Source organism: Cellulomonas sp. P4_A2 (assembly GCF_056402515.1).
The window spans coordinates 317,025-341,458 of record NZ_JBFUHG010000001.1 but is presented as its reverse complement, the minus strand read 5'-3'; the positions used below and the strand labels follow the sequence as shown (position 1 = coordinate 341,458).

General features: G+C 72.4%; 21 protein-coding genes. 13 read left to right on the top strand and 8 right to left on the bottom strand.

The features are described from left to right. Positions 1 to 44 precede the first annotated feature (44 nt). On the bottom strand, positions 45 to 647 hold the full coding sequence (locus tag AC1DUE_RS01795) for a TetR/AcrR family transcriptional regulator (RefSeq protein ID WP_477037665.1): 603 nt from the start codon (positions 645 to 647) through the stop codon (positions 45 to 47). Positions 648 to 656: 9 nt separating this feature from the next. Here AC1DUE_RS01795 and AC1DUE_RS01790 point away from each other — a divergent pair, with 9 nt between their 5' ends. Next, complete coding sequence (locus AC1DUE_RS01790; protein ID WP_477037664.1) at positions 657 to 1,907, top strand: epoxide hydrolase family protein; 1,251 nt, start codon at positions 657 to 659, stop codon at positions 1,905 to 1,907. A 26-nt stretch (positions 1,908 to 1,933) separates the two neighbouring features. On the opposite strand, the gene AC1DUE_RS01785 is transcribed toward AC1DUE_RS01790, so the two are convergent. The 4 genes from AC1DUE_RS01785 to AC1DUE_RS01770 all read right to left on the bottom strand — a co-directional run bounded on the left by AC1DUE_RS01785 (position 1,934) and on the right by AC1DUE_RS01770 (position 5,236). After that, positions 1,934 to 2,563: a pyridoxamine 5'-phosphate oxidase family protein gene (locus AC1DUE_RS01785; RefSeq protein WP_477037663.1), complete on the bottom strand. Its 630-nt coding sequence runs from the start codon at positions 2,561 to 2,563 to the stop codon at positions 1,934 to 1,936. A 61-nt stretch (positions 2,564 to 2,624) separates the two neighbouring features. After that, entirely contained in the window at positions 2,625 to 4,187 is a 1,563-nt protein-coding gene (locus AC1DUE_RS01780) for a GAF domain-containing sensor histidine kinase (RefSeq protein ID WP_477037662.1), read from the bottom strand. Between the two features lie 2 nt (positions 4,188 to 4,189). Continuing rightward, positions 4,190 to 4,855, bottom strand: coding sequence for a response regulator transcription factor (locus tag AC1DUE_RS01775; RefSeq protein ID WP_477037661.1), 666 nt, complete (start codon positions 4,853 to 4,855; stop codon positions 4,190 to 4,192). Between the two features lie 21 nt (positions 4,856 to 4,876). Beyond that, entirely contained in the window at positions 4,877 to 5,236 is a 360-nt protein-coding gene (locus AC1DUE_RS01770; RefSeq protein ID WP_477037660.1) for a response regulator, read from the bottom strand. 138 nt (positions 5,237 to 5,374) lie between these two features. On the opposite strand from AC1DUE_RS01770, the gene AC1DUE_RS01765 reads away from it, so the two are divergent. The 8 genes from AC1DUE_RS01765 to AC1DUE_RS01730 all read left to right on the top strand — a co-directional run bounded on the left by AC1DUE_RS01765 (position 5,375) and on the right by AC1DUE_RS01730 (position 16,061). Continuing rightward, positions 5,375 to 6,214: an alpha/beta fold hydrolase gene (locus tag AC1DUE_RS01765; protein ID WP_477037659.1), complete on the top strand. Its 840-nt coding sequence runs from the start codon at positions 5,375 to 5,377 to the stop codon at positions 6,212 to 6,214. A gap of 24 nt (positions 6,215 to 6,238) precedes the next feature. After that, positions 6,239 to 7,129, top strand: coding sequence for an alpha/beta fold hydrolase (locus tag AC1DUE_RS01760; RefSeq protein WP_477037658.1), 891 nt, complete (start codon positions 6,239 to 6,241; stop codon positions 7,127 to 7,129). Positions 7,130 to 7,153: 24 nt separating this feature from the next. Next, positions 7,154 to 7,534 carry a cupin domain-containing protein gene (locus tag AC1DUE_RS01755; RefSeq protein WP_477037657.1) on the top strand — a complete coding sequence of 127 codons (381 nt, stop codon included), beginning with the start codon at positions 7,154 to 7,156 and terminating at the stop codon, positions 7,532 to 7,534. Between the two features lie 33 nt (positions 7,535 to 7,567). After that, on the top strand, positions 7,568 to 8,272 hold the full coding sequence (locus tag AC1DUE_RS01750) for an alpha/beta fold hydrolase (RefSeq protein ID WP_477037656.1): 705 nt from the start codon (positions 7,568 to 7,570) through the stop codon (positions 8,270 to 8,272). A 308-nt stretch (positions 8,273 to 8,580) separates the two neighbouring features. Next, positions 8,581 to 9,468: an ATP-binding cassette domain-containing protein gene (locus AC1DUE_RS01745; RefSeq protein WP_477037866.1), complete on the top strand. Its 888-nt coding sequence runs from the start codon at positions 8,581 to 8,583 to the stop codon at positions 9,466 to 9,468. Next, positions 9,465 to 10,166, top strand: coding sequence for an ABC transporter ATP-binding protein (locus AC1DUE_RS01740; protein ID WP_477037655.1), 702 nt, complete (start codon positions 9,465 to 9,467; stop codon positions 10,164 to 10,166). The genes AC1DUE_RS01745 and AC1DUE_RS01740 overlap by 4 nt, the downstream gene beginning before the upstream one ends. Continuing rightward, complete coding sequence (locus AC1DUE_RS01735; RefSeq protein ID WP_477037654.1) at positions 10,159 to 13,332, top strand: FtsX-like permease family protein; 3,174 nt, start codon at positions 10,159 to 10,161, stop codon at positions 13,330 to 13,332. Before AC1DUE_RS01740 ends, AC1DUE_RS01735 begins: the two co-directional genes overlap by 8 nt. Further along, positions 13,329 to 16,061 carry an FtsX-like permease family protein gene (locus AC1DUE_RS01730; protein ID WP_477037653.1) on the top strand — a complete coding sequence of 911 codons (2,733 nt, stop codon included), beginning with the start codon at positions 13,329 to 13,331 and terminating at the stop codon, positions 16,059 to 16,061. Before AC1DUE_RS01735 ends, AC1DUE_RS01730 begins: the two co-directional genes overlap by 4 nt. A gap of 41 nt (positions 16,062 to 16,102) precedes the next feature. Here AC1DUE_RS01730 and AC1DUE_RS01725 read toward each other — a convergent pair whose 3' ends face one another. From AC1DUE_RS01725 to AC1DUE_RS01715, 3 genes are all read right to left on the bottom strand, one after another. Then, on the bottom strand, positions 16,103 to 17,884 hold the full coding sequence (locus AC1DUE_RS01725) for an ABC transporter ATP-binding protein (RefSeq protein ID WP_477037652.1): 1,782 nt from the start codon (positions 17,882 to 17,884) through the stop codon (positions 16,103 to 16,105). Then, complete coding sequence (locus AC1DUE_RS01720) at positions 17,881 to 19,800, bottom strand: ATP-binding cassette domain-containing protein (RefSeq protein WP_477037651.1); 1,920 nt, start codon at positions 19,798 to 19,800, stop codon at positions 17,881 to 17,883. The genes AC1DUE_RS01725 and AC1DUE_RS01720 overlap by 4 nt, the downstream gene beginning before the upstream one ends. Positions 19,801 to 20,024: 224 nt before the next feature. Then, positions 20,025 to 20,537 carry an Lrp/AsnC family transcriptional regulator gene (locus AC1DUE_RS01715; protein ID WP_477037650.1) on the bottom strand — a complete coding sequence of 171 codons (513 nt, stop codon included), beginning with the start codon at positions 20,535 to 20,537 and terminating at the stop codon, positions 20,025 to 20,027. 105 nt (positions 20,538 to 20,642) lie between these two features. On the opposite strand from AC1DUE_RS01715, the gene AC1DUE_RS01710 reads away from it, so the two are divergent. The 4 genes from AC1DUE_RS01710 to AC1DUE_RS01695 all read left to right on the top strand — a co-directional run bounded on the left by AC1DUE_RS01710 (position 20,643) and on the right by AC1DUE_RS01695 (position 24,433). Then, positions 20,643 to 22,403, top strand: a complete 1,761-nt coding sequence (locus AC1DUE_RS01710) for an MFS transporter (RefSeq protein ID WP_477037649.1) — start codon at positions 20,643 to 20,645, stop codon at positions 22,401 to 22,403. 59 nt (positions 22,404 to 22,462) lie between these two features. Beyond that, on the top strand, positions 22,463 to 23,032 hold the full coding sequence (locus AC1DUE_RS01705; protein ID WP_477037648.1) for a hypothetical protein: 570 nt from the start codon (positions 22,463 to 22,465) through the stop codon (positions 23,030 to 23,032). 111 nt (positions 23,033 to 23,143) lie between these two features. Then, positions 23,144 to 23,803: a Type 1 glutamine amidotransferase-like domain-containing protein gene (locus AC1DUE_RS01700; protein ID WP_477037647.1), complete on the top strand. Its 660-nt coding sequence runs from the start codon at positions 23,144 to 23,146 to the stop codon at positions 23,801 to 23,803. Between the two features lie 63 nt (positions 23,804 to 23,866). Beyond that, positions 23,867 to 24,433 carry a DUF6529 family protein gene (locus AC1DUE_RS01695; protein ID WP_477037646.1) on the top strand — a complete coding sequence of 189 codons (567 nt, stop codon included), beginning with the start codon at positions 23,867 to 23,869 and terminating at the stop codon, positions 24,431 to 24,433. Position 24,434 lies beyond the last annotated feature (1 nt).

Below are 24,434 nucleotides of genomic sequence, written 5' to 3'. Positions count from 1 at the left end.
CTATATTCCCAGTGATCTAAATATGGTCGACCCACGTCGTCGGCTCAGGCCCGACCCGCCTGCTCGGCCAGAACCTTCGCGCGTGACTCCGGAACCCCCAGCATGAGCAGGCTCGTCAGGATCACCGCGGAGACGTCCAGCTCCATCCGGGACAGGTCGTCGTCGGCGATGGTGAAGACCGCAGACCAGGCCGCCTGGCTCAGGACGCCCGAGGGTAGGTGAGACCCGAAGGTTCCGCTCTCCTGGCCCCGTTCGACCAGGTCGGCTAGTGACTGCTCGACCTTTCCGAGAAGTGCGTGGATGCCCTCTCCGAACTCGCCGCGCCGCAGGACCACGAGCACCCGGTACCGGTGTGTCAACGGCCAGAGGCGGGCGATGAAGTCGGCCCACGCCACGTCGGCCGCCTTGCCGACCGGGGCAGCTTCGGCGAGGACCGCCGCGATCTCGCTCGCGGCGCGTTGCGCAAGAGCCACCAAGAGGTCAGACCGGGACGGGAAGTAACCGTAGATGGTCCGTCTGACCACCCCGGCGGCCGAGGCCACGTCGCCCATGCTCGCGTCCGGGGTCGTCCCGAGAACCTCGATGGCCACGTCGAGGATGCGCTGCCGGGTGTCGCCGCCTCGAGGACCGGAGGGCTCGTTCTGCACCCGCCATGATTGCACATCAGTGTGCAATCGGTCTATGTTGCACACCAGTGTGCAACGCCGGCCCGTCGCGCGTGCACCACAGTCGAGGGGAAACACACGATGAAGGCGTCCAGTCCTGCGGAAAGCATCCGACCGTTCCACGTCGCCATCCCGGACGTCGAACTCGATGACCTCAAGGAACGGCTTGCCCGGACGCGCTGGCCGGATCGGGAGACCGTCCGTGACTGGTCGCAGGGCGTCCCCGTGGAGAACGCCCGATCGCTCGTCTCGTACTGGGAGCGCGAGTACGACTGGCGCCGCTTCGAGTCCGAGCTCAACTCCTTCCCTCAGTTCCTGACGACGATCGACGGGCTCGACATCCACTTCGTCCATGTCAGGTCCACGAATCCCGACGCGCTGCCGTTGATCTTGACGCACGGGTGGCCGTCGTCGGTCGCCGACTTCCTGAGCCTGATCGGACCGCTCGCGGATCCCGTCGCGTTCGGCGGGGATGCCGCCGACGCGTTCGACGTCGTCATTCCGTCGCTGCCAGGGTTCGGCTTCTCCGGCAAGCCGACCGACGCGGGATGGGACGTCGCCCGCACAGCCCGAGCCTGGGCGGAGCTCATGCGCCGACTCGGCTACCGCTCCTGGGCGGCCCACGGCGGCGACTGGGGCGCGGCCGTCACCACGGCCCTCGGCGCGATACGACCCGAGGGTCTCCTCGGTGTTCACCTGAGCACCCCGTACGCCTTTCCGGAGCACATTCCTGAGACGCTGACTCCCGAGGAGCGCCACGCGGTGGACGGCCTGGCCCTCTACGCCGGCCCGCTCGGCGGGTCCAATCACCTGCAGGGCACGAAGCCGGAGACTGTCGGGTTCGCACTGGCGGACTCGCCGGCCGGCCAGGCGGCCTGGATCTACGAGAAGTTCCAGTCCAAGACCGACAACCGCGGGCTCGCCGAGGACGCCCTCAGCATCGACACCATGCTGGATGCGATATCGCTGTCCTGGTTCACCAACAGTGCTGCGTCGTCCGCCCGGATCTACTGGGAGAACCGAACGGCTAGCATGGCCGGCCCGAAGCTCACGTTGCCGGTCGCCGTGACCGTCTTCCCGGGAGACATCCCCCGGATGCCGAGAAGCTGGATCGAGGCCGCCTACAGCAACCTGATCCACGTCGGTGTCGCCGACAGGGGCGGACACTTCGCGGCTCTCGAGCAGCCCGAAATACTCGTCAGCGAACTACGAACGGGCCTGAGGGCCCTCCGCGACTCATGAGCAGCGCTTCACGCATGCGGGCGCCCTCAGATCTTCGCCGCCTCCCGAAGAGCAGCATTCTCGGCCTCCAGCTGGATGAGGCGTTCGCGAAGGGGGGCGACCCGCTGGTCGACCTCGTCGAGCGTGAGTCGCCGGGGGATGTGCTGCGGGCAGTTCCAGTCGAACGCGGTGACGGTGACGGTGATGGCTGCCTCCACCACCGCGTCGTCGTCGTCGATGGTCAACGACGAGACGTAGGCCGGGTCGTCCTCGATGCGGACCACCCGGGCCATCCCGAACACCTTGAGCCTCTCGCGCCGGTTGTAGTCCACCGCGATGATGGCCACGCGCTGGTCCCCGATCAGGTTGCCCGTGGAGACGTGCTGGAGATTGCCACGGAAGTCTGCCCAGGCAATGGTGTGCGCGTCTCTCACCGAGACGAAGCCCGGGGGGCCGCCACGGAACTGGACGTAGGGCCATCCCGTCTCGCTGACGGTGGAGAGGTAGAACCCGTCTCGTTCGGCCAGGAACGCCGCCTCTCGCGGTCCCAACGGGTCGGGACCAGTGGCACCCGATGCCCGAGACCGCACCCGGTCGTAGAACTCGGCGCTGCCGTACTGCCGTTGGACCTCGCGCACGTCGTCGGTGAAAGCGATGCATCCGTACTGCCTGCTCACGTGAGCTCCCTGTCGTCGGGGGCCGCGCCCGGAGCTTCGGACGCGTCGGCGGTTCGGCGGCTCATTGAGGGCCACCGGCCCGGAGGGGGATGCGGGCCGTGATCAGGGTGCCGACACCGGGCGGGCTGGTGACGACGATCGTCCCGTTGCTGGCGTCGATCCGGTCCCTGAGTCCGGTCAATCCCGATCCCCGAGCAGGGTCCGCGCCGCCGATGCCGTCGTCCTCGACGGTGAGGACGAGCTCGTCGCTGCCCTCGTCGATCGTGCCGATGACTCGGATGTGCGTGGCCCGCGAGTGCTTGACCGCGTTGTTGATCGCCTCGGCGACGGTGAAGTAGCCGGTGGTCTCGACGGCCGTCCCCAGCCGGGGGATGTCCAGGTGCACGTCGACCAGGATGGGCGTACCGGCGATCAGCGACTCGACCCCCGCGGCGAGCCCGGCGCGGGTGAGCGACGCCGGCAGGATCCCGCGGACGATGTCACGCAGCTGGCGGTTGGCGTCTTCCGCGTTGGTCAGCGCCTCGGCCAGCAGATCGGCGACGTCGTCTCCGCCGGCGGCGCGGTCTCTGGCGAGCTTCAGAGTGATGATCGTGTGGACCAGCCGTTGCTGCGCGCCGTCGTGGACGTCGCGTTGCAGGCGACGGCGTGCGTCGTCCGCGGCCGCGATGACGCGCGCGCGTGACCGGGTGAGGTCGTCCCGGTTCTTGGCGTTGGCGATCGCGGCGGCGATGAGGTCCGCAAACGGTTTGAGCCGGTCGCGGTCGACCGGGTGGCCCGTGGCAGCCGAGGTCACCGTGAGCGTGCCCCAGCGCTCTCCGTCGACGATGACCGCGGCGTCGGCGTGCTGCTCGCCGACGTCGGGGTGGAAGTGAGCGTCAGCGACGAGCGAGAACGCGTGGCCCTCGTCGCGGATGACGGCGGCCGAGGAGGCCTCCAGGACGTGAGCGGCTTCTCGGACCACCGCGGCGATGACCGTGGACGGTGGCGACTCGCGTGCGACGAGCTCGGCCACGTGACGCAGTGCCGCCTGTTCGTCGACGAGTCCTTGCAGAGTTTCGCGAGCGTCCGTGGTCGCGATGGCCGCCCACATCAGCTGCGCAAAGCCCTCCAACCGGGTCTCGGTGTCGAGCGGCAGCGGTCCGATCTGAGACGTCGCCGAGAACATCCCCCACACTCGGCCCTCGATGACGATGGGGACCCCGACGCCGGCTCGGATGCCGAACTTTCCGACGATGCCGGCGCTGGAAAGTCGCGCGAAGTCGTCGACCCGCGTCGCCCGCTTGGTCCGCGCCACCTGCTCCGACATGGAGCCAGGCTGGTGAACGACTCGGGTCCCGGGCGGAACCGGTCCGCCGTGTGAGGCGACCGCGATGATGGTGTCGGCAGTGACGAACCGGAGCAGGGTGATCGCCTGGCCGTCCAGCTGGTCCGACGCCGCTCGACAGATGGCAGTGAGGATGTCGTCGGCCGGTCCGGCCGTGGCGACCACCTCTGCCACGCGACGCAGGGACAGCTCCTCGTGGACGAGTCGGCGCACCTCATCCATCGGAAGTTCGGCCGCGTCCGTCGGGTCCTCCACACCGGTCGTCGGGAGGTTCGGCGTTCCCGCTGCCGCGGTACTCACGCTCACGTCCGTTGCGGGGACAGGAAGCGGAGAACCGCCTGGACGCGGCGGTGCCCGCCGGTGTCCGAGTTCACCTCGAGCTTCCGGAAGATGGCGGTCACGTGCTTCTCCACGGCGGCGACGCTGATCATCAGCGCTCGTGCGATGCCGAGGTTCGACTGGCCCTCGGCCATCGCGCCCAGCACCGCCAGCTCGCGCTCGGTGAGGAGAGCAAGCTCGTCCGGGACCCGGTGCGGCCGCACCATGTGCGCCACCACGGTCGGGTCGAGTGCGGTGCCGCCCCGCGCCACCCGCACGACGGCGGCGCTGAAGTCCCTGACATCCCCGACGCGTTCCTTCAGGAGGTAACCCACGCCGTCGACGCGATCGCCGATCAGCTCCATCGCATACTGCGGGTCGTCGTGCTGCGTCAGCACCACGACCCCGGTGTCAGGCAATCGCCGGCGGATCTCGAGCGCAACCTGCAGGCCGTCGTCGTCGCGGCGGGGTGGCATGCCGATGTCGACGATGGCGACGTCGGGCCGGTGGGTCAGGGTCAGCGCGAGGAGCTCGAGAGCGTCTCCGGCCTCTGCGACGACCTCCAGTCCCGCGTCGCGCAGCACTTGCACGACCCCTTGCCGGAGGAGGACGTCGTCCTCTCCGACGCAGACGCGCACCGGCTCCGCCACGGATGCACCGTTCATCGCACGTCATCCGTCGCCGAGAAGGGAGTGCAGCGAGGTGCACGACAGCTCGCTCTTGGGGAGGAACCCGACCGCCCCCGCGTCGGAGGCGTCCTTCTGGGTGGCGGCGTCGCTGTCCACGGAGACGAGGAGGACACGCACGCCCCACGGCGGAGCCGTCAGCTGCTTGCTCAATTCCAGGCCGTTTCCGTCAGGAAGATCGATGTCGACGAGGGCGAGATCGGGAATCCGGTGTGTGACCTGCTGCAACGCATCCGACACACTACGCGCCTCACTTTCCGGACGGAACCCGCACTTGACCAGAATCCTGTTCGCCAGGCCGCGGAACCGGTCGTCGTCATCCACAACCATCACGGAGGCAGTCATCCGGTCATCGTCCGCCCGGCCGGTCGGTCCGACCGTCGGGTTCTCCGGAAACTTTCTCCGGCAGACCCCCGCGCGCCGCCGACGCTTGCGGGGCATCGTCGAAGACCTGAGCGACGGACCGCGAGCGAGGGAGCGACGATGGGAAGCATCGCAGTCGGAGAGGAGAACTCGGCGCCCGTCGAGCTGTACTACGAGGATCAGGGCAGCGGCCGGCCGGTGGTCCTGCTGCACGGGTGGCCCTTCGACGGCAGGTCCTGGGAGCCGCAGCTGCACCCGCTGCTGGACGCCGGGTTCCGGGTCGTCAACTACGACCGACGAGGGTTCGGTCGGTCCAGCGCTGCGACCACGGGCTACGACTTCGACACGCTCAGCGGCGATCTCGACACGGTGCTGCGCACCCTGGACCTGCGCGACGTCAGCATCGTCAGCTTCTCGCTCGGGACCGGCGAGCTCGCCCGGTACATCGGACGGTTCGGGACCGAACGGCTGCGCAGCGCGGTGTTCATCGAGAGCCTCACGCCGACGTTCGCCCACGGCCAGGACAACCCGAAAGGTGTCGACGCGGCCGGGGTCAAGGGGGTGCAGCAGGCGATCCTCGACGACCGCTTCGCCTGGCTGACCGGGATGATGGACAACTTCCTCAACCTCGACGCCTACCAGGGCACCCTTGTCAGCGCGGACACCGTCCGGGCGATGTGGTCCGCCGGTGCAGATGCCTCCCCGTATGCCACCTGGGCGTGCCCGCAGGGATGGCTCGAGGACTTCACGGCCGACCTGGCACGCGTCGACGTGCCCGCCCTGATCATGCACGGCACCGCCGACCGCATCCTGTCCATCGATGGCCAGGGGCGCCGGGCGCACGACGCGCTCCCGGCCGCGCGGTACGTCGAGATCGAGGGCGGCCCGCACATCCACCCGGTCACCCACGCTGCCGAGGTGAACCGCGAGCTGCTGCGGTTCCTCGCCGACCCGTCGTGACTCATCCACGAACCCGGTGACGACATGTTCGACGGATTCCTCTCCCGGATGGTGGACGTCGACCGAGGCACGATCTACGCCCGCGTCGGCGGCGACGGCCCCCCGGTGCTGCTGCTGCACGGCTACCCGCAGACCCACGTCATGTGGCATGCGGTGGCCGGGCAGCTGACGGCGAAGCACACCGTGGTCGTCGTCGACCTGCCCGGATACGGACAGTCGTTCCGGCCCGGTCCCTCGGGCGACCACAGCGCCTACTCCAAACGCGCGCTCGGCAACGACCTGGTCGAGCTGATGGCAGCGCTGGGCCTTGACCGGTTCGCGGTGGCCGGCCATGACCGCGGTGGGCGCATCGCCTACCGAGTCGCGTTGGACCACCCCGACGTGGTCACCGCCGCGGCGGCCTTCGACGTGGTGCCCACCGGTGAGGTGTGGGCTCGAGCGGACGCGCTGATGGCCCTCACCTACTGGCACTGGGCGTTCCTCGCTCAGCCCGAACCGCTGCCCGAGGACCTCATCAACAGCAACCCGTCGGCGTTCTTCGACCATCACGTCCGGACCCTCGGCCTGGGCCGGCACCCCGACCGGTATCCGGACGAGCTGATGAGGGTGTACAGGCAGATCCTCGACGACGCCTCGGTCGTGCACGGCATCTGCGAGGACTATCGAGCCGGCGCCGGCATCGACCGACAGCACGACGACGACGACCGCGCCGCCGGTCGGCGGATCACCATCCCGCTCCTGGTGCTCTGGAGCGCGGCCGGGGCGCTTCCCCGGTTCTACGGCGACGTGCTCGCCGTCTGGCGGCCCTGGGCCCAGAACCTCCGGGGTCGCGGCCTGGACGCCAGCCACTTCCTCGTGGAGGACCAACCCGACGAGGTGGCACAGGAACTGCTCGCGCTGCTTCACACGTCCTGACTGACACCCACGAGAGGCACCGCCGTGACCACCACACCCGAACAGACCGGCGACACCGGTCCGCTGGACCGCGACGAGCTCACCCGCACGCTCAAGCGCACCGAGGTCCAGCACGCGACCTCCTCGATCCCCGGCCGGGACATCGTGCAGGTGCTCACCGAGATCCCCGTCGACGTGTCGTCCGGATGGCATCACCACCCAGGCGAGGAGGTCGGCTACATCGTCGCCGGCACGGTGCGGATGGAGCGTCGCGACGCAGACACGACTGTGCTCAACGCCGGTGACGGGTTCCTCATCCCGCCCGGGGTGCCCCACAACGCGACCGACCTCGGCCCGGACACGGGGCGGATGCTGTCCACCTACATCGTCCGGACCGGCGAGCCGGTCTCCACGCTCGAGACCTGACCACACAGCACGAAGACTCGAGGAGAAGCACTCATGGTCACTGTCGTCCTCGTTCACGGCGCGTTCGCCGACTCCGACAGCTGGAACGGGCTGATCGGGCCGCTCCGCGCCGGCGGGCACCGCGTCATCGCCTACGCCAACCCGCTGCGCGGAGTCGCGACCGACGCGGCGCCGCTGAGCGATCTCCTCCGGACCCTCGACGGCCCGATCGTGCTGGTCGGCCACTCCTATGGCGGCGCTGTGCTGACCGCGGTGGACCCGGGCGCCGGCGACATCACTGCCGCGGTGTACGTCGCCGGGTTCGCCCTGCAGCCGGGCGAGACCGCTGCGGACGCGTCAGCGCTGGCCCCGGGATCGACCCTGGGCGACACGCTCGTCGAGGTTCCGCTCCGGTCCGGCGGCGTCGACCTCTACATCGACCAGGCCAGGTACCACGACCAGTTCTGTGCCGATCTGGACGAGGACACGGCGGCTGCCATGGCGATCACCCAACGTCCCGTCACGGCCGCCGCACTCAACGAGCCCCTCGGCGACCGCGCGCTGTGGCAGTCCGTCCCGAGCTGGTTCATCTTCGGCGCCGACGATCGAAACATCCCCGCGGACGCTCACCAGGTGATGGCCGAACGCGCCGCTGCCAGACGCACCATCCAGATCCCTGGGGCTTCCCATGTCGTCGGGATCTCGCATCCGGACGACGTCGCGGGCCTCGTGCTGGAGGCCGCAGCGTCGACCACCTGACAGCGACCTCGACACCTCGCACGAGTCGTTGAGCGAGAAGACTTGGCGCACCGCGCGGCGTTCAGGACTCGGTCCCCGAGCCTTGACGAGGTCGCCCGTCAGCTGCGCGAGCGGGTCTCGGACCTGCTCTTGACCGCACGAGGTCGAGGGGCACTCACTGACCCGCAGAGTCGAATGCGGGCGCGAACCGCCCCTCGCCGCGCGGCGAGGGGACGGAGAAGAGTGATGTGCTGGACGACGGCTTAGCCTGCGGGTGGAAGGTCGCCCGACGGAGGGAGCCGCTGGTGTCCGAGAGCACGCTCGAGGCGATGGGCGGAGGTGTCGCGCCCTCGGCGCAGTTCGGCCACGACGCACTCGTCGTCTGCGAGAACCTCGTGCGGATCTACCAGTCGGGCACCGTCGAGGTGCAGGCCCTGCAAGGGCTCGACCTGCTGGTCGACGAGGGCGAGATGGTGGCGGTCGTCGGAGCCAGCGGGTCGGGCAAGTCCACGCTGCTCTCGGTGCTGTCCGGCACGGACGCACCGACCGCGGGCCGGGTGCGGGTGGGGCGCTGGGACCTGATGGCGATGCACGCACGGGACCGGGTCGCCTACCGCCGGCACATGGTCGGGTTCGTGTGGCAGCAGACCTCGCGCAACCTGCTGCCGTACCTGACCGGCCGGCAGAACGTCGCGATGCCGATGACAGGGTCGCGCCGGCACCGGTCGGCGCGGGCCGACGAGCTGCTCGAGCTCGTCGGCGTCGGGCACGTTGCCGACCGGCGGCCGCAGGAGATGTCCGGCGGCGAGCAGCAGCGCGTCGCGATCGCGACCGCACTGGCCAACGAGCCGCAGCTGCTGCTGGCCGACGAACCCACCGGCGAGCTCGACACCGCGACGGCGCGCGAGGTCTTCGACGCGTTGCGCACCGCGAACCGCGAGTCCGGCACCACCGTGGTCGTGGTCACGCACGACTCGGCGGTCAGGGGGCTGGTGGAGCGGACCGTCGCGATCAGGGACGGACGGACGAGCAGCGAGGTGCTGCGCCGGGATGACGCCGGCGGCGAGGTCACGCACGAGGAGTACGCGGTGATGGACCGGGCGGGGCGGTTGCAGGTGCCGCGCGAGTACCGCGAAGCGCTCGCGCTGACCCGTCGTGTGCGCCTGGCGCTGGAGGCCGACCACCTGGCTGTCTGGCCCGACGGCAGCTCCCGGTGAGCGCGGGGCTGGGCGCGGCGGTGCAGGTTCGGGACGTGCACCGCACCTTCGGTGGCGGTCGCTCTGCGGTGCACGCCTTGCGAGGCGTCGACCTCGACGTGGCCCCGGGGGAGCTCGTGGCGCTCGTCGGGCGTTCCGGGTCGGGCAAGACGACGTTGCTCAACATCGTCGGAGGCCTCGACCGTCCGGACGAGGGCAGCGTGCTCGTCGACGGCATCGATGTGGGCGCGCTCAGCGAGGACGAGCAGGCCATGCTCCGTCGCGACCGGGTCGCGTTCGTCTTCCAGACCTTCGGCCTGATACCTGTGCTGACGGCGGCCGAGAACGTCGGTGTGCCGATGCGGCTGCGCGAGACGCCCGTGCCAGAGCGCGAGCGCCGGGTCGAGATGCTCCTCGAGCTGGTCGGGCTCGCCCCCCACGCGCTGCAGCGGCCCGACGAGCTGTCCGGTGGTCAGCAGCAGCGGGTCGCCATCGCGAGGGCTCTGGCCGGCTCGCCCCGGCTCCTGGTCGCCGACGAGCCCACCGGACAGCTGGACAGCGAGACCGGACTGTCCGTGATGGCGCTGATCCGCGGTGTCGTCGAGGCGGACGGGATGACGGCGCTGGTCGCCACGCACGACCCGGTGATGATCGCGCTCGCGGACCGCGCCGTGCACCTGGTGGACGGTCGGCTCGTCGAAGCAGCCGCGCGTGGGTGAGCTGGTGTGGCAGCGAGCGCGCGCCCAGGTGGCGGTGCTGGCGGCGGTGCTGGCCGTCATGGTTGCCGGGTCCGCGTTGGTCGGGGTGTGCGTGCTGCTCGTGACGGCGTCCCCGCAGCGGGCCCTCCAGCTGACGATGGTGGGCGCGCCCGCTCGGGACGTCGAGGTGAGCGTCGCGCTGGGCTTCCCCGAGGACCCCGACGACGCGGGCGTGGACGAACGCGTCGCCGCGACCGCACGCGACGCCTCGGAGGCCGTCGCCAAGGCATCGGCACTCTTGAGAAGTCCGTTCGGCGATCTCCCGACGACCCAGACGGCGTGGACGTCGACAGTCATGCAGTATCTGCCGCCCGACGGACAGCCGTTGCGCATCGCCTACCTCGCCGACCTGGACGATCCCGCCATGCGCGGGACGCTCGCGGCGGGGAGGTGGCCCGCGGCACCGGGCGAGGTCGCTCTGCCCACGTCGGCGGCACGGGCGCTCAGCCTCGACGTCGGGAGCTCGACCACCCTCGCCGCCGACCCGGGTGGTTCCGGCGCCCCGTGGACGGTCGTCGGCACGTTCGTGCCACGACCCTCCACCGCGTGGGACGAAGACCCGCTGGGCGGCACGGGGGTCAGCCCGAACTACCGCGGATACATCACGGCCTACGGTCCGTTCGTCGTCGCGCCGGGTGGACTTGCCGCGGGCCAGATCCCGTTGCGCCGGGTCACCGTGCGCCTCGACCCCGATCTCTCCGGCGCGGACGCCACCGACCTGGTCTCGGCCGGAGCGGGTGTCGACGCACTCACGTCCGAGCTGGACAGCGCGCTGGGCGACCGCACGCAGAACGTCGTGGTGGACCTGCCGTTCGCGCGCACGATCCACGCTGCCCGCGAGCAGGGCAGGATCACCGGCTCCGGCGTGCTCGCGGTCGCCCTGCTGGGCGCCGCCCTCGCGGTGACGACGGTGGTGCTTGCCGCCCGCCTCGTCGCGGGCCGGCGTGCGGCCGAGGCGGCGCTGATCGGCGCCCGAGGGGTGGGCCGAGGTCGCCTCGTCGCCCAGGCCGCCGCGGAGGCCGCCGCGCTCGCCGTCGTGGCGATCGTCCCGGCTACGGCGCTGGCGCTCGCGCTGTACCTCGTTCTGGCGGATGCGGTCGGCCTCGATCCGACGGGCATCCCCGAGGGTGGCCTCGGTCCGCTCGTCGGAGCCGTCACCGCGGTCACGGTCGCACTCGGCGGCCTCCTCGTGCTGCCCTGGCTGCGCACCGGGACGGATCGCGGCACCCGCGAGGAGCGTGCCGGCGTGGTGGCCCGGTCCGGCGCCGACCTGCTGCTCCTCGTCCTCGCGGTGGTCGCCTACCTCCAGCTGCGTGCCCACCGGGTCGCGAGCGGGGTCACGGCCGACCCGGTTCTCGTCGTCGCCCCCGTGCTGTGCATGATCGCCGGCGCGGCCCTCCTCCTGCGCCCGCTGCCGCTTCTCGCCCGCCGCGCCGACGCACGCGCCGGTTCGGCCCGTTCGCTGACCCTGCCCCTCGCCGCCTGGGGGGTGGCACGTCGCCCGCAGGGAGCCGCGGCGGCGTTCCTTCTCGTGCTCGCGACGGCGTGCGCGACCTTCGGCGTCGGCTTCGCCGCGACATGGGCGCAGTCCCAGCACGATCAGGCGGCGGCCAGCGTCGGCACCGACCTGTCCGTGCCCGCACAGCTGGATGCGCTCGGAGCGGGCGCGGCCCTGCGTGCAGCGACCAGCGGACGGGTGAGCCCCGTCACCAGCCGAGCCGTCACGCTCGGGTCGCGTGCACAGGCCGGCGACCAGGCCGTACGCCTGGTTGCCGTCGACACGAGGGACGCCGACGGCCTGCTGCGCGGCCGGGTGCCGACCGGTGGCTGGGCCGAGGTCACGTCGGGGCTGGCGCCGGCGGAGCCGGTCGGGGGGGTGCAGCTGCCCGGAACGAGCGCCGACCTGGTCGTCACCGGGCACGTGGCCGACGACGTCCAGATCACGGCTGACCTCACCCTGGTCGTCCAGGACGACGACGGCGCGCGCGCTGCCGTGCCCGCGGGGGCGGTGGCGCTGGACGGCACCCCGCACGACCTCGCCGTGGCCGTGCCGCCGGGCGTCCGGGTGGTGGCTGTCGACACCCGGCTCACGGGCGTCGGCGACGTGGCCGACCCCGACCAGGAGAGCTCAGCCGCGTTCGACATCGACGTGCAGATGCCGGGCGCAGCCCTCGTGCCCGGGACATGGTCACCAGCGCACCCGCCGACCAGCGACTACGTCGTGGCTGCGTTGACCGACATCGAGGCCACCGAGGTGTCCGGCGGTGCGCGGCTGACGCTGCAGGGCACGGCCTACCTGCCCGGGCTGTACTGGGCCGAGGGCACCCTCGGCGCGCTCGCGTTCCCCCCCGTCGACGACGTGCCGGTGGTGGTCTCGAAGCGGCTGGCGGACCAGCTCGGGCTCACGGTCGGCGACGGGGTGCAGCTCGCGCTCGGCCTGACCCCCGTGCCTGCGAAGGTCGTCGGCATCACCGCGTACGTCCCCTCGCAACCACGGTCGGCGGCGCTGCTCGCCGACGTGGACACGCTGTCGCGCGCGGCCCTCAGTCAGGGCAACCTCGACACCCTGACCGACGCGTGGTGGGTCGGTGGCGACATGCCACCCGATGCCGCGGCCACGCTGCGGGCCCAGGGCATCGGGCCGGTGACCGATCGCGAGGCCGTCGCGCAGGAGAGCGTCGCCGGTCCCCTGCGCGCCGCACAGCGGGCGGCGGCCGCGCTCCTGGTCGTCGCCGCCCTCGTCCTCGCGCTCGTCGGGACCGCCTTGCACACCACGACCGCGCTCGAGGCGCGCGAGGTCGACGTGGCCCGCCTGCGCGGCCTGGGCGTGCCGCGGCGCTCGGTGCTCCGGTCCGTGCTCGCCGAGCAGGCCGTCCTCGTCGGGGTGCCCGTGCTCGTCGGCGGGCTGCTGGGTGCCCTCGCCTGCTGGGCGGTCGGCCCGCTGCTGGCGCTCTCCGCACAGGGACTCCCGCCCGTACCGGCCGCCGTCGTGCTCTGGCCGTGGGCGGTCCAGGTGGCGACGCTCGTCGTCCTGCTGGCCGGGTGCGCCGCGCTGGTCGTGCCCCTCTCCGCACGCGCGGTGCGTCGATCGACGGTCGCGCGGCTGCGGATGGAGCCGGGCACGTGAGGGCCGCGTGGCGACGGGCCCGCGCCGACCTGTGGCCGCTGGTCGTCACCGCACTCGTCGTGGCGCTCACGGTCGGCGTCACCGACGCCGTCCCGCGGCTCCTGAGCCACCGCGCCGACGTGGCGGTCCGGGCGGCCGTCGCGCATGCAGATCCGCCCGCGGACTTCGTCATCACCAGCACGTACGGTCCCGGCGCGTCGGACCCGACCGCCGATGCCAGGGACACGAGGGCCGGGGTCGACGGTGCGGCGCTCGGGATCGACAGCGTCCTGCCGCCGTCGCTCCAGCCTGTGCTCGGGCCTCCGGTCGCCTCGGCCACGAGCACGGACCTGTCACTCAGCACCCCCGGGATGCCGACCGGTGGCGTCCTGTGGATGACCTACCTGTGGGCGGGACGGGAGCCCGCCGTCCGATGGGTCGCGGGGAGCGCACCCGGCCGCCCGGGGCCCGACGGTGCCGTGCAGATCGCCCTCTCCGACGCCGTGGCTCGCGTGCTGGGCGTCGGAGCGGGTGACACCTTCCGGGCCACGAAGCCCGACCACTCGGCTCTGCCGGTGCTGGTCACGGGCGTGTTCGAGGCGGAGGACCCGCGGGACCCTGTGTGGGCGGCGCGGCCGGAGGTCCTGCGGCCGCGGGTGGTCGGGCAGACCAACGCGCCGACGACCGTCGTGGGAGGGCTGCTGTCCGCCGCCTCGCTCCCCGCGGCCCGCGTCGCGCTCGAGCCGGACGGGGTGACCCGGACCTTCCGATTCCCCGTGGATCCGCAGGCGCTGGACTACGGCAGCTCCGGCGCGCTGGCCACACAGATCGCCGCTCTGGAGGCGTCGCCGGATCTGGTGCTGGCTCCCGGGCCCGCGGCAACGGTGACATCGCGTCTCGACCTCGTGCTGACGCAGGCGCGCGCACGGGTGGCGGCGACCTGGTCGCAGGCGATGGTCGTGCTCGTCGGGCTGGCCCTCGGCGCCGTCCTCGTGCTCCTGGTCGCTGCGGACCTCTTGGCGCGCCGTCGGTCGGCGGCGCTCCGCACCCAGCGTGCCCGTGGCGCCTCCCTGTCGGGCGTCGCGTGGCGAGCGGGGATCGAGGCGGCCGTGGTGGTCGGCGTGGGAGTCACGGCCGGCCTGGCGCTCGGCCAGCTCGCGGCACCTGGCTCCGTGGCCTGGCCCTGGGTGGTCCTCATGGTGACCGTGGCGGTCCTGGCGCCGCCGGCGTTCGCGACGGTGACCGCAGCGCGCAGCGATGTCCGCCGCGTCCCGACCGACCGGCACCGCCGCCGGCTCGCGCAGCGCGTCCGCACTGTGCGGCGGGCGTCGCTCGAGGCTGCGCTGATCGTGCTCGCCCTCGCAGCCCTGGTCTCCCTCCGTCGACGCGGCGTCGTGTCGATGTCGGGTCCCGCAGACCTGCTGCTCGCGGCCGCCCCTGTGCTGGTGGCGGCGGCGGTCGCCCTGCTGCTGTGGCGCGCCGTCCCCCTGCTGCTCGGCGGAGCGCTGCGCGTCGCGCGCACGTCCCGCAGGGCCGGACCGCTGCTCGCCGTGGCACGAGCCGGCTCCACCCGGGCTGTGCTGCCGTTCGTCGCCCTCGTCGTGGTCACGACGCTCGTCGCGCTGTGCGGTGCGCTCGCCGGCACGGCGCGCGCCGGTCAGGTGGGCGGCTCGTGGGACCGGGTCGGCGCCGACGTCGTGGTGCGCACGACCTTGCCCGACGCGTCCCTCCAGGACGTCGCGGACCGGTTGGCCGGCGCCGACGGTGTCGACGCGGTCGCGGTCGGCAGGGTGCGGGCCCGCAGCCAGCTCTTCGGCGTGCACGGTGTCGACGCGGTGCGGGTGCTCGCCGTCGATCCGGTGCCGTACGGGGAGCTGCTCGCTCGCACGCCGTTCGGGGCCGACCCTGCGTTCGCGACTCTGGCGGACGCGTCCGGTGACGCGACGACCCGCGCCACACCCGGTCTGGTGCCGGCGCTGGTCCCGGCCGCCCTGCTCGGCACCCGGCCGTCCGTGCGCTGGGGGAACGTGACTGTCGACCTCCAACCCGTGGCTCAGGTGCCCGCACTGCAGGAGCAGGAACCCGACGGGACGCCGGCCGGCCCGACCGTCGTGGTGGACCGTGCAGCGTTGTCCGCCGTCCTCGAGGCAGCCGTCCGACGAGCCGAGCAGACGGGCGCTGCGTCGGTCGAGGCGGAGGTGGTGGGCCTGGACACCGTATGGGCTGTCGGCCCGAACGCCTCCGCGGTGGCGCGTGCGGCTGCCCCTGCGGCGGGCGTGACCGTGCTGTCCCGCGCGCAGTGGCTCGCGGATCGGCGGTCCGACCCGCTGATCGGCGGGCTCCTGATGCTCGTCGCGCTGGTCGCTGCCCTCTCCGCCGGGTACGCCATCCTCGTCGTCGTGCTGGGCGCCGCCGCATCCGCCCCAGGTCGCGCCACGTCACTCGCGACAGCTCGCGTGCTCGGACTTCGCCCACGGGCCACGGCCCGGGTCGCCGCTGGAGAGCTGCTTCCGTCGACCCTGGTGGCCGCGGCGGGCGGCGTGCTGCTCGGCCTGGTCCTCGTCGGCGCGCTCGTCTCCCCGCTCGCGCTGCGGCTCGTGACCGGGCAGGCGACCGATCCGGGGGTGGTGCTGCCGTGGTGGGCGGTGGTGCCGGTCGTGCTCCTGGGGGCGACCGTTCTGGTGGTGGTGGCGGTCGAGTCCTCCGCCCGCCGCCGCGAGCGGCTGGGCCAGGTGCTGCGTGTGCGTTGACGACGAGGCCAGGACCGCCCTGGGTCCGTCGGCACTCCCGGTCAGTCGGCGTAGGCCCGGGCCTGCAGCGCCCAGAGCCGTGCGTACGGGCCGCCTGCGGCCAACAGCTCGGAATGGCTGCCCTGCTCGACGACACGGCCGCCGTCGAGCACCACGATCCGGTCGGCGAGCCGCACGGTCGACATGCGGTGCGTGACGAAGATCGTCACCCCGCCGACGGTCGCGGCCACCTCGGCCGCGGTCGACTGATAGGCGTCCACGAGACGCTGCTCGGCGAGCGCGTCGAGGGCCGCGGCGGGCTCGTCGAGAGTGAGCAGCAGGGGGTCGGTGCGCATGAGGGTGCGCGCGAACCCGACGGACTGCCACTGGCCGCCCGACAGGTCCTCGCCGTCGGCGTACCCGAGCCCGAGCACTCCGTCGAGGCCGACGCGTTCGACGGTTGCCCCCGCGCCGGCGCGGCTCGCCGCCGTGGTGACGGCGTCGGGGGAGTCCACCTGCGTCAGCCGGCCGATGCCGACGCTGTGCTGCAGCGACAGCTCGACCCGGGCGAAGTCCTGGAACAGCGCTGCCGTGCGAGCACGCCAGGCTGCCGGGGCGACCTCCTGCAGGTCGACGCCCTCGACGAGGATGCGACCGGCGGAGGGCCGGTAGAGGCCGGTGAGCAGCTTGAGCAGCGTGCTCTTGCCGGCGCCGTTCTCACCGACGAGTGCCACCGAGACCCCCGCGGGCAGGTGCAGGTCGAGGGTGCGCAGCGCGTCCTCGTCGGACCCGGGGTACCGGAACACCACCCCCTCGAGCCGGATTCCGTCGACTGTGTGAGCCGGGATCTGACCGGAGCGCACGGGGGCGGTGGTTCGCGCGACCTCCTCGTCGAACGCGACGAAGCGGCGTAGGCCGGCCGCGGCGCGGTGCACGGAACCCAGGAGCTCGATCCCCGACGACACCTGCGATCCGAGCTGCGTGGCGAGCGTGACGGTGACGACCACGGCGCCGGCGGAGACCCGGCCGGTGCGAGCGAGCTCGTACACCCAGAGCACCGCCGCGACGTAGCCCAGACCGAACACCAGCTGCCCTGCGGCGCGCAGCAGTGCGTGGCGTCGGTCCGCCCTCGCCATCGCCGAGCCGTACTCGTCGAGCAGCGCCGACTGCCGCGCGAGCAGGAAGTCGGCGCCTCCGGCGAGTCGCACCTCCTTCTGGGAGGCCGGGTTCGCGGCCAACCGGCGTAGGTAGCGGATGCCGCGCGTCGTCGGTGCCTGCTGCTCGCGGGCCGCCTGCAGACCCGCCTCGGCGCGGCGGCCGAGGACCACGGGCGCCACGGCAGCGGCCGGCAGCGCCAGCAGCCACGGCGAGACCGCCCCGAGCACGAGGGCGGTGAGCAGCAGCTGCACGCCCACCGCACCGAGCTGGAGCCCGAACTGCACGGTCGAGCGCAGCTGCATGACGTCCTGGCGGAGCAGGTCGACGCGGTCGGCGAACGCCGGGTCGTCCGCGTGACTGAGCTCCTCGGGGCCGTTGACCAGCCGGAGCAGCTCGCGGTTGAACCGCTCCTCGGTGAGCTCCGCGAGCTCGAAGTAGTACAGGTGCGCGAAGTGCCCGAGCATGAGCTCGCCGGTCAGCGCGACGGCGACGACGACGCCCCAGGTCGTGGCGTCCCCGACCGCGCCGAGCGTGACGGCGTCGACGAATCGACCCGCGCCGACGGCCACGAGGGGCGTGGCCAGTGCGCCGAGGAGCAGGAGGCCGCCGCCGACGAGCAGGCGGCGCCGGTCGAGCCGCCAGCCGATCGCGAAGAGTCGCCCGAGGCAGAACATCACGTCCCTCATGACTGCGCCCTCCCCCGCTCGTCCTGCTCGACGTTCACGGTGGCGCCGTCGGCCCGTCCGCTCCGTGCCTCTCCGAAGCGCCGTGCCTGCACCTCGAACATCCCCGCGTACGTGCCGCCGAGGCCGACGAGCTCGTCGTGGTTGCCCGCCTCGGTGATCCGCCCGCCGTCGAGCACGACGATGCGGTCGGCCCTCCGCACCGAGGAGAATCGGTGCGAGATGACGAGGCTCGTGACGCCGCGGGTCAGGTCGAGGAACTGGTCGTAGAACTCGGCCTCGCCGCGAGCGTCGAGCTGCGCGGTCGGCTCGTCCAGCACCAGCACGGACGCTCCGTGGCGGACAGCGAACAACGATCGGGCGAGAGCGAGCCGCTGCCATTGCCCCCCGGACAGGTCCCGACCGCCGGGCAGTCCGCGCGTCAGGGGAGTGTCCAGGCCGAGGGGCAGGCCGTCCAGCAGGTCGCCGAGCCCGACCCGGCGCACCTCGGCCTCGAGACCGGCGTCGTCGTTCCGGTGCTCGATCGCACCCATGGCGACGTTCTCGCGCAGCGGCATCTCGTAGCGCAGGAAGTCCTGGAACGTGATCGCGAACGCTCGCTGCCAGGCGTGGACGTCGAGGCGGCGCAGGTCGACGCCGTCCACGCTGACCGTCCCGGCGTCTGGCCGGTACAGGCCGGTCAGGAGCTTCACCAGCGTCGTCTTGCCGGCGCCGTTCACCCCCACCAGAGCCGTCGACGTCCCGACGGGAAGCTCGAGGTCGAGGCCGTCGAGCACGGGGCGGTCGGGTCGGTAGCCGAACCGGACCTGCCGGATGCTGATCGCGTCCGCGGGGGTGGTGCGGGCTGCGGACGGTTCCGCCAGGTCAGGTCCGGCATCCTGCTCCGCGAGCGCCTCGAACTCGAGCAGGGCCTCCCACGCACTGCGGCCGTAGACGAGCTTGACGTCGGACTCGGGGAACATCACGCCGAACCGCGCGCACAGCACGAGGGCCTGCACCGCGACCGCCGCCGCGCCGACGCGCCCACTGGACGTCGACTGCGCCATGACGACGAACGCGACGACGGACCCCACCAGTGCGATCACGGTGTACGTGACGAACGGGACGCCGTAGACGCGTCGCCGCCAGCGCCACAACGGTCGGAGCACGGCCTGGTTCTCGGCCGTGTAGCGCTCGTCGAGCCAGTCGACCAGGCCGAGCGTGCGGATCTCCTTCGCCGCGCGGGTGCTCGTCGCAAGCTCGCGGACATACGTAGCGCGGCGGCGCAGCGGCTGGAAGCCGCGGATCAGCTGGCCCCAGCGGAAGAACGCCTCCGTCTGGCCGGCCCGAGCGACCAGCGCGACGACGGCGCCGGCGAGCGCGGCCCACGGGCCTGCCGCGACGGCGAGCAGGACGACGGCTCCGACGAGCTGTGTGTATCTGGCGGTGAGCGCGAGGGCGCCCTCGACGGCCGTCCCCGGGGTCAGAGTCCACTGCTCGAACGCCTCGTCGGCCTGGTTCAGCCGGTCGGCGACCTCGGGCCGCTCCAGGGTCGCGAGCTCCGCGCGTTCCAACGCGAAGCCGGTGAAGCGGGTGAGGCATGCGGCGTCGACCCGCCGGGCGACCGCCTTGGAGAGCACCAGCTGGACGGGAGCGAGCAGCTGCTGACCGAGGAACGCCCCGATCGCCAGCGCCAGCCACGGCATGGCGCCGCCGTCTTCGAGGTGCTGCAGTGCGAGGCCGGTGCCGATCATGAACACGACCGGCGCCAGGCCCGCGAGGACGTGGACCGCCGTGGTCCCGACGACGAACGGCGTACCTGCGTATCGGGTCAGCCGCCGGAGCTGCCTGCCGGCCGTCCGACGCTGCGTCAGGCGACGGCCGAGACCCCGCAACGTCGGGCGGGCGGCGTCCGCACCGATCTGCTCGACGTCCGTCACGCTGGCCGCGTCCGTCACCGTTGCCCCCAATGGCTGCCGGCCCGAAGACCGCGGGCCGCGTCGAGTGCCGCGCCACACGCTAGCGGAAGCGTTCCCACGGTCGCCCGCGATTAGTCCTTCCGAGGGCGAGACACGCCGCGACGTGCTTCACCCTTGACCGAGCGGCTTCGCTGCATGACCGGGGACCAGCCGCACGAGCCGCAGGTCGGAGCCGGACACCGGACTCAGGCGTCGTCCGCCTGCAGCCCACGGCTCCATCCCGGCGACGGCTGTGCGGACCGGGTGTGCGCGGGCGGCTCGGTGACGGGTCGGCCCTCGTACTGGGTGGAGAGCACGATCTGGGTGTCGATCTCGCCGTGCCTCCCGATCCGCTCGAAGATCTCCTCCAGGTGCGGCATCGATGCGGCGCGGACCCGCAGGAGGGTGCACGAGCTGCCGCTGAGCTTGTGGATCTCGACGACCTCGGGGAACTCGTCGGATGCGGTCGTCTTGAGCAGGCAGCGCCCGGGTGAGCACCGCAGCTTGATGAACGCGGTCAGCGGGAGGCCCGCGCGAGCCGGGTCGATCCGGGCCTCGTAGCCAGCGATCACGCCGGCATCCTCCAGCCGGCGCACCCGGTCAGCGACTGCGGGCGCCGAGAGGTTGACCTTCCGGCCGAGCTGGTTGAACGACAAGCGGCCGTCGTCCTGGAGCTCGGAGAGGATGCGCCAGTCGGTGCCGTCGAGCGGTTTGCTCATCCACAAACCGTAGCGCCGGAACACCTCGTGATCGACAGGCGAAGGACCATCAACACCTGCAATCGGCCATTCACCGGGCCGCCGGGCCTTCGTAGCGTCGATCGCATGGTGCAGAGCACGACAGGCCTCCACACCCGCATCGCCCCGGCGACGTCGGCGCTGTTCGTCGGCGCCGCCCTGAGCAGCGCGGTCATCGCGACCACCAGCACGGTCGCCGCACTGGTCGCGGTCGACGTCCTGGGGCGGGCCTGGGGCGGGGTGCCCGGCACCGCGGCGGTCGTCGGAACCGGGGTCGGCGCACTCCTGGTCACGTCGCTCACCCGCCGCTCCGGAACCCCGACGGCCCTGCGGCTCGGGTATCTGGCGACTGCGCTCGGCGCTGCGGCCGGAGCCGTGGCCGTGCCCCTCGGCCACGTCGGACTGCTCGTCGTCGCCATGCTCCTGATCGGCCTGGGGAACGCTGCCGCGCAGCTGTCCCGGTACGTGGCCGCCGAGCTCGTGCCCACGCGACGCCGAGGGTTCGCCATCGGTCTGATCGTCTGGGCCGGCACCGTCGGCGCCGTGGGCGGCCCCCTGCTCCTGCTCCCGACCGCGCGCCTCGCGCACACCCTCGGACAGCCGGCACTCTCCGGTGCGTTCCTGCTCAGCGTGCCGGCGGGCCTGCTTGCCGCGCTGGCCGTGAGCAGGCTGCGCACGGCCCGACGACCCGCGAGCAGGTCCGGAGCGCCCTTTCGGACGATCTGGGTGTCCCGGGCGGGGCGCGACGGCCTCGCCGTGATGGTCACCGGGCAGGTCGTGATGGCCGTCGTGATGACGTCGGTGCCGGTCCAGCTGCACCTGCACCATCACGGTCTGGACGTCGTCGGGCTCGTCCTCGCGACTCACACGCTCGGCATGTTCGTCCTGTCGCCGGTCACGGGGCGCCTGGTCGACCGCCTGGGCCCCGGACCCGTGATGGCGCTCGGCCTCGCCACGCTGCTCGCCTCGACCCTCGTTGCCGCATCCGGCGACCTCGTCCCCCAGGCGATGGGTCTGTTCGTGCTCGGGTACGGCTGGAACCTGTGCTTCGTCGGCGGGAGTGCGTCGCTGGCCGTCGGGCTGCCCGAGGAGCAGCGCGCGGGCGTCGAGGGTATGGCGGAGGCCGTCGTGTGGATCTCGGCCGCCGTGGGCACCCTGACCTCGACCATGCTCCTGGTGGTCGGTGGGTGGTCCGTGGTGACTCTCGCAGCCGGCTCCATCGTCCTCGTGCCGGCGCTTCTGCTGCTCAGTGGGCCGGCGCATATCCGCTTCGGCTCCGCGCCACCCGGCCCTACGCTGCGAGGCGCGCCCGAGCTGGGCGCTCCCCGCGAGCCGGAGGCGACGGTGCTGATCCGACCCGAACGTCCCGCCGATGTCGACGCCGTCGATCGGCTGACCATCGAGGCCTTCGAGCCGCAGTGGTTCAGCGATGGTTCCGAGGCGCCGATCATCCGGGCCCTGCGGGCGACCGGGGACCTGACGCTCTCGCTGGTGGCGGAGGACGACGGCGACGTCATCGGTCACGTCGCGTTCTCGCCCGTGACGATCGACGGGGCGCACGACGGTTGGTTCGGGCTCGGGCCGATCTCCGTCCGGCTCGACCGGCAACGGCGGGGGATCGGTCGGGCGCTCGTGGCCGAGGGTCTGCGCCGGCTGCGGGATCGCGAGGCGCGCGGCTGCGCGCTGATCGGTGACCCGAACATCTACGGCCGTATGGGCTTCACGGGCGACGGCCAGCTGTCGCACCACGAGCTGGACCGGGCCGTCGTCCAGCACATCACCTTCTCCGGCCCTCCACCGCGGGGCGAGCTGCGGTTCGCACCGGCGTTCGACGCCGGGGGCCACTGAGCGCCGCCGGAACGAAGCGCTCTGACGAGCGTTCGGGAGGCACGACCTACGATGCCGTGGTGGCGGCCTCCGCGAACGGCTTCGTCGATGACGTGGCGCACTCCCGCGGCCTGCTGGTCACCCGGACGGGCGCCCACACGGCCCGTCTCCAGCCCGCAGGTGAGCCTCCGGGCTGGTACTGCGATCTCGACGACGGCACGCCGACAGGCGAGAACGACCCCACGTCGTTCGTCAGGTGGGTCGCCCCGGCGCTGCGGACGGTGCACTCGTCGGCGTCGCCGACCCTGGACGTGCACCGGGTCGGCCCACAGTCCGACCTGGGCAAGGTCGGCGCGTGGTTCGGCCGCCTCGCAGGACGCCCCTCGTCGACGCTCGCCGAGGGTCGGTACGCCTACACGGATCCGCACGGGATCGTGGACGCCGAGCTCCGGCACCGGGTCGAGCACTGGCCGGACGCCGCCCACGGCGACGGACGCGTGCGGCCCGCCGAGCTGTGGTCGATGCAGGTGACCCGCGAGGGCCTCGTCGTCACCTCGGTCTCGTGGTGGGGAAGCGCGCCCGCGCTGGAGCACCAGATCGCCCTGGCCGTGGACGTCGCCGGTCGGCTCGGCGGACTCCCGGGGTCGTGACGGCGGCCTGTGCCCGCCGCGGATCGAGCGCACCGCTGGTTTCCGGCTCGTGTCCGGGCTCGTCCTGCGGGAGGATCCAGCATCCCTGTCACGCCCGGACCTGGAGGCACCGTGAAGCTCTTGCTCACGTCCGGTGGCGTCACGAACCCGAGCATCCGCTCGGCGCTCGTGCAGCTTCTCGGCAAGCCGATCGACGCGTGCCGTGCACTGGTCGTCCCGACCGCCCAGTGGGGTCACCCGATGTGCGGGCCGGAGTCGGTGCGGGGCCTGGTGGCCGCGGATCCCGACTTCCGGTACTTCTCCGGCCTGGGCTGGGCGTCGCTCGGAGTGCTCGAGCTCACCGCGCTGCCCACGATCGGCGCGGACCGGTGGGTGCCCTGGGTCAAGGAAGCCGACGTGCTCCTGGTCGACGGCGGTGACGCGACGTACCTCAGCCACTGGATGCGGGAGTCCGGGCTGGCCGACCTGCTGCCGACGCTGCCCGACACGGTGTGGGTGGGAGTGAGCGCGGGGAGCATGGTGATGACGCCCCGGATCGGGGACTACTTCGTCGAGTGGGCGTCTGCGCCCGACGACCGGACGCTGGGGGTGGTCGACTTCTCGATCTTCCCGCACCTCGAGGCGTTCCCGACGAACACCCTGGCGCACGCCGAGCGGTGGGCCGCGGACATCGACGGCCCGGCCTACGCCATCGACGAGCAGACGGCGATCCAGGTCGTCGACGGGACCGTCGAGGTGATCTCCGAAGGCCAGTGGACGAGGTTCGGGTAGGCGCCGTCTCCTCGCACGGGCTGGGGCTATCGCCCGACCCTGCACGGAGAGCACGATCGACGGGTGGGCACAGAGGTGGATGCGGCCGGACAGCCGTCGCAGTGGGGGCTGGCCGCGCTCGGCGCGCTCGCCCTGGCGGTCGCGGCTGCGCTCGCGGCGTACGCGAAGGTGCACCCGGGCGACGGAGCCGCGCTGACTACGTTCGGGTTCAGCGGGATGCTGCAGATGAAGGCGTGGCTGACCACGGCGGCCACCGCGCTCGTCGTCGTCCAGGTGCTCTCCGCCCTGGCGATGTGGGGGAAGCTGCCCGGCGTCAGCGTCGCACCCGGCTGGGTGGTGGGCCTGCATCGCTGGACCGGCGTCGCGGCGTTCCTGTTGACGATGCCGGTGGTCTTCCACTGCGTGTGGTCGCTCGGGTTCGAGGACGGCTCGACGCGAGTGCTGCTGCACTCCGTCACGGGCTGCGTCTTCTACGGCGTCTTCGCGGCGAAGATGCTGGCGCTGCGACTGCGCGGGCTCCCGTCGGCCACGGTGCCGGTGCTGGGCGGGCTGCTCGCCGGGGTGCTGGTGGTCGTCTGGTTCAGCTCCGCCTTCTGGTTCTTCGGGCAGTCCGGGTATGCGAGCTACTGAC

What these genes read in the sequence shown, in the direction of transcription:
- AC1DUE_RS01745 (WP_477037866.1), top strand. Translation starts at nt 8,581, where the DNA reads ATGGGCGGAGGTGTCGCGCCCTCGGCGCAGTTCGGCCACGACGCACTC.
- AC1DUE_RS01725 (WP_477037652.1), bottom strand. Translation starts at nt 17,884, where the DNA reads ATGAGGGACGTGATGTTCTGCCTCGGGCGACTCTTCGCGATCGGCTGG.
- AC1DUE_RS01765 (WP_477037659.1), top strand. Translation starts at nt 5,375, where the DNA reads ATGGGAAGCATCGCAGTCGGAGAGGAGAACTCGGCGCCCGTCGAGCTG.
- AC1DUE_RS01710 (WP_477037649.1), top strand. Translation starts at nt 20,643, where the DNA reads ATGGTGCAGAGCACGACAGGCCTCCACACCCGCATCGCCCCGGCGACG.
- AC1DUE_RS01750 (WP_477037656.1), top strand. Translation starts at nt 7,568, where the DNA reads ATGGTCACTGTCGTCCTCGTTCACGGCGCGTTCGCCGACTCCGACAGC.
- AC1DUE_RS01770 (WP_477037660.1), bottom strand. Translation starts at nt 5,236, where the DNA reads ATGACTGCCTCCGTGATGGTTGTGGATGACGACGACCGGTTCCGCGGC.
- AC1DUE_RS01715 (WP_477037650.1), bottom strand. Translation starts at nt 20,537, where the DNA reads ATGAGCAAACCGCTCGACGGCACCGACTGGCGCATCCTCTCCGAGCTC.
- AC1DUE_RS01760 (WP_477037658.1), top strand. Translation starts at nt 6,239, where the DNA reads ATGTTCGACGGATTCCTCTCCCGGATGGTGGACGTCGACCGAGGCACG.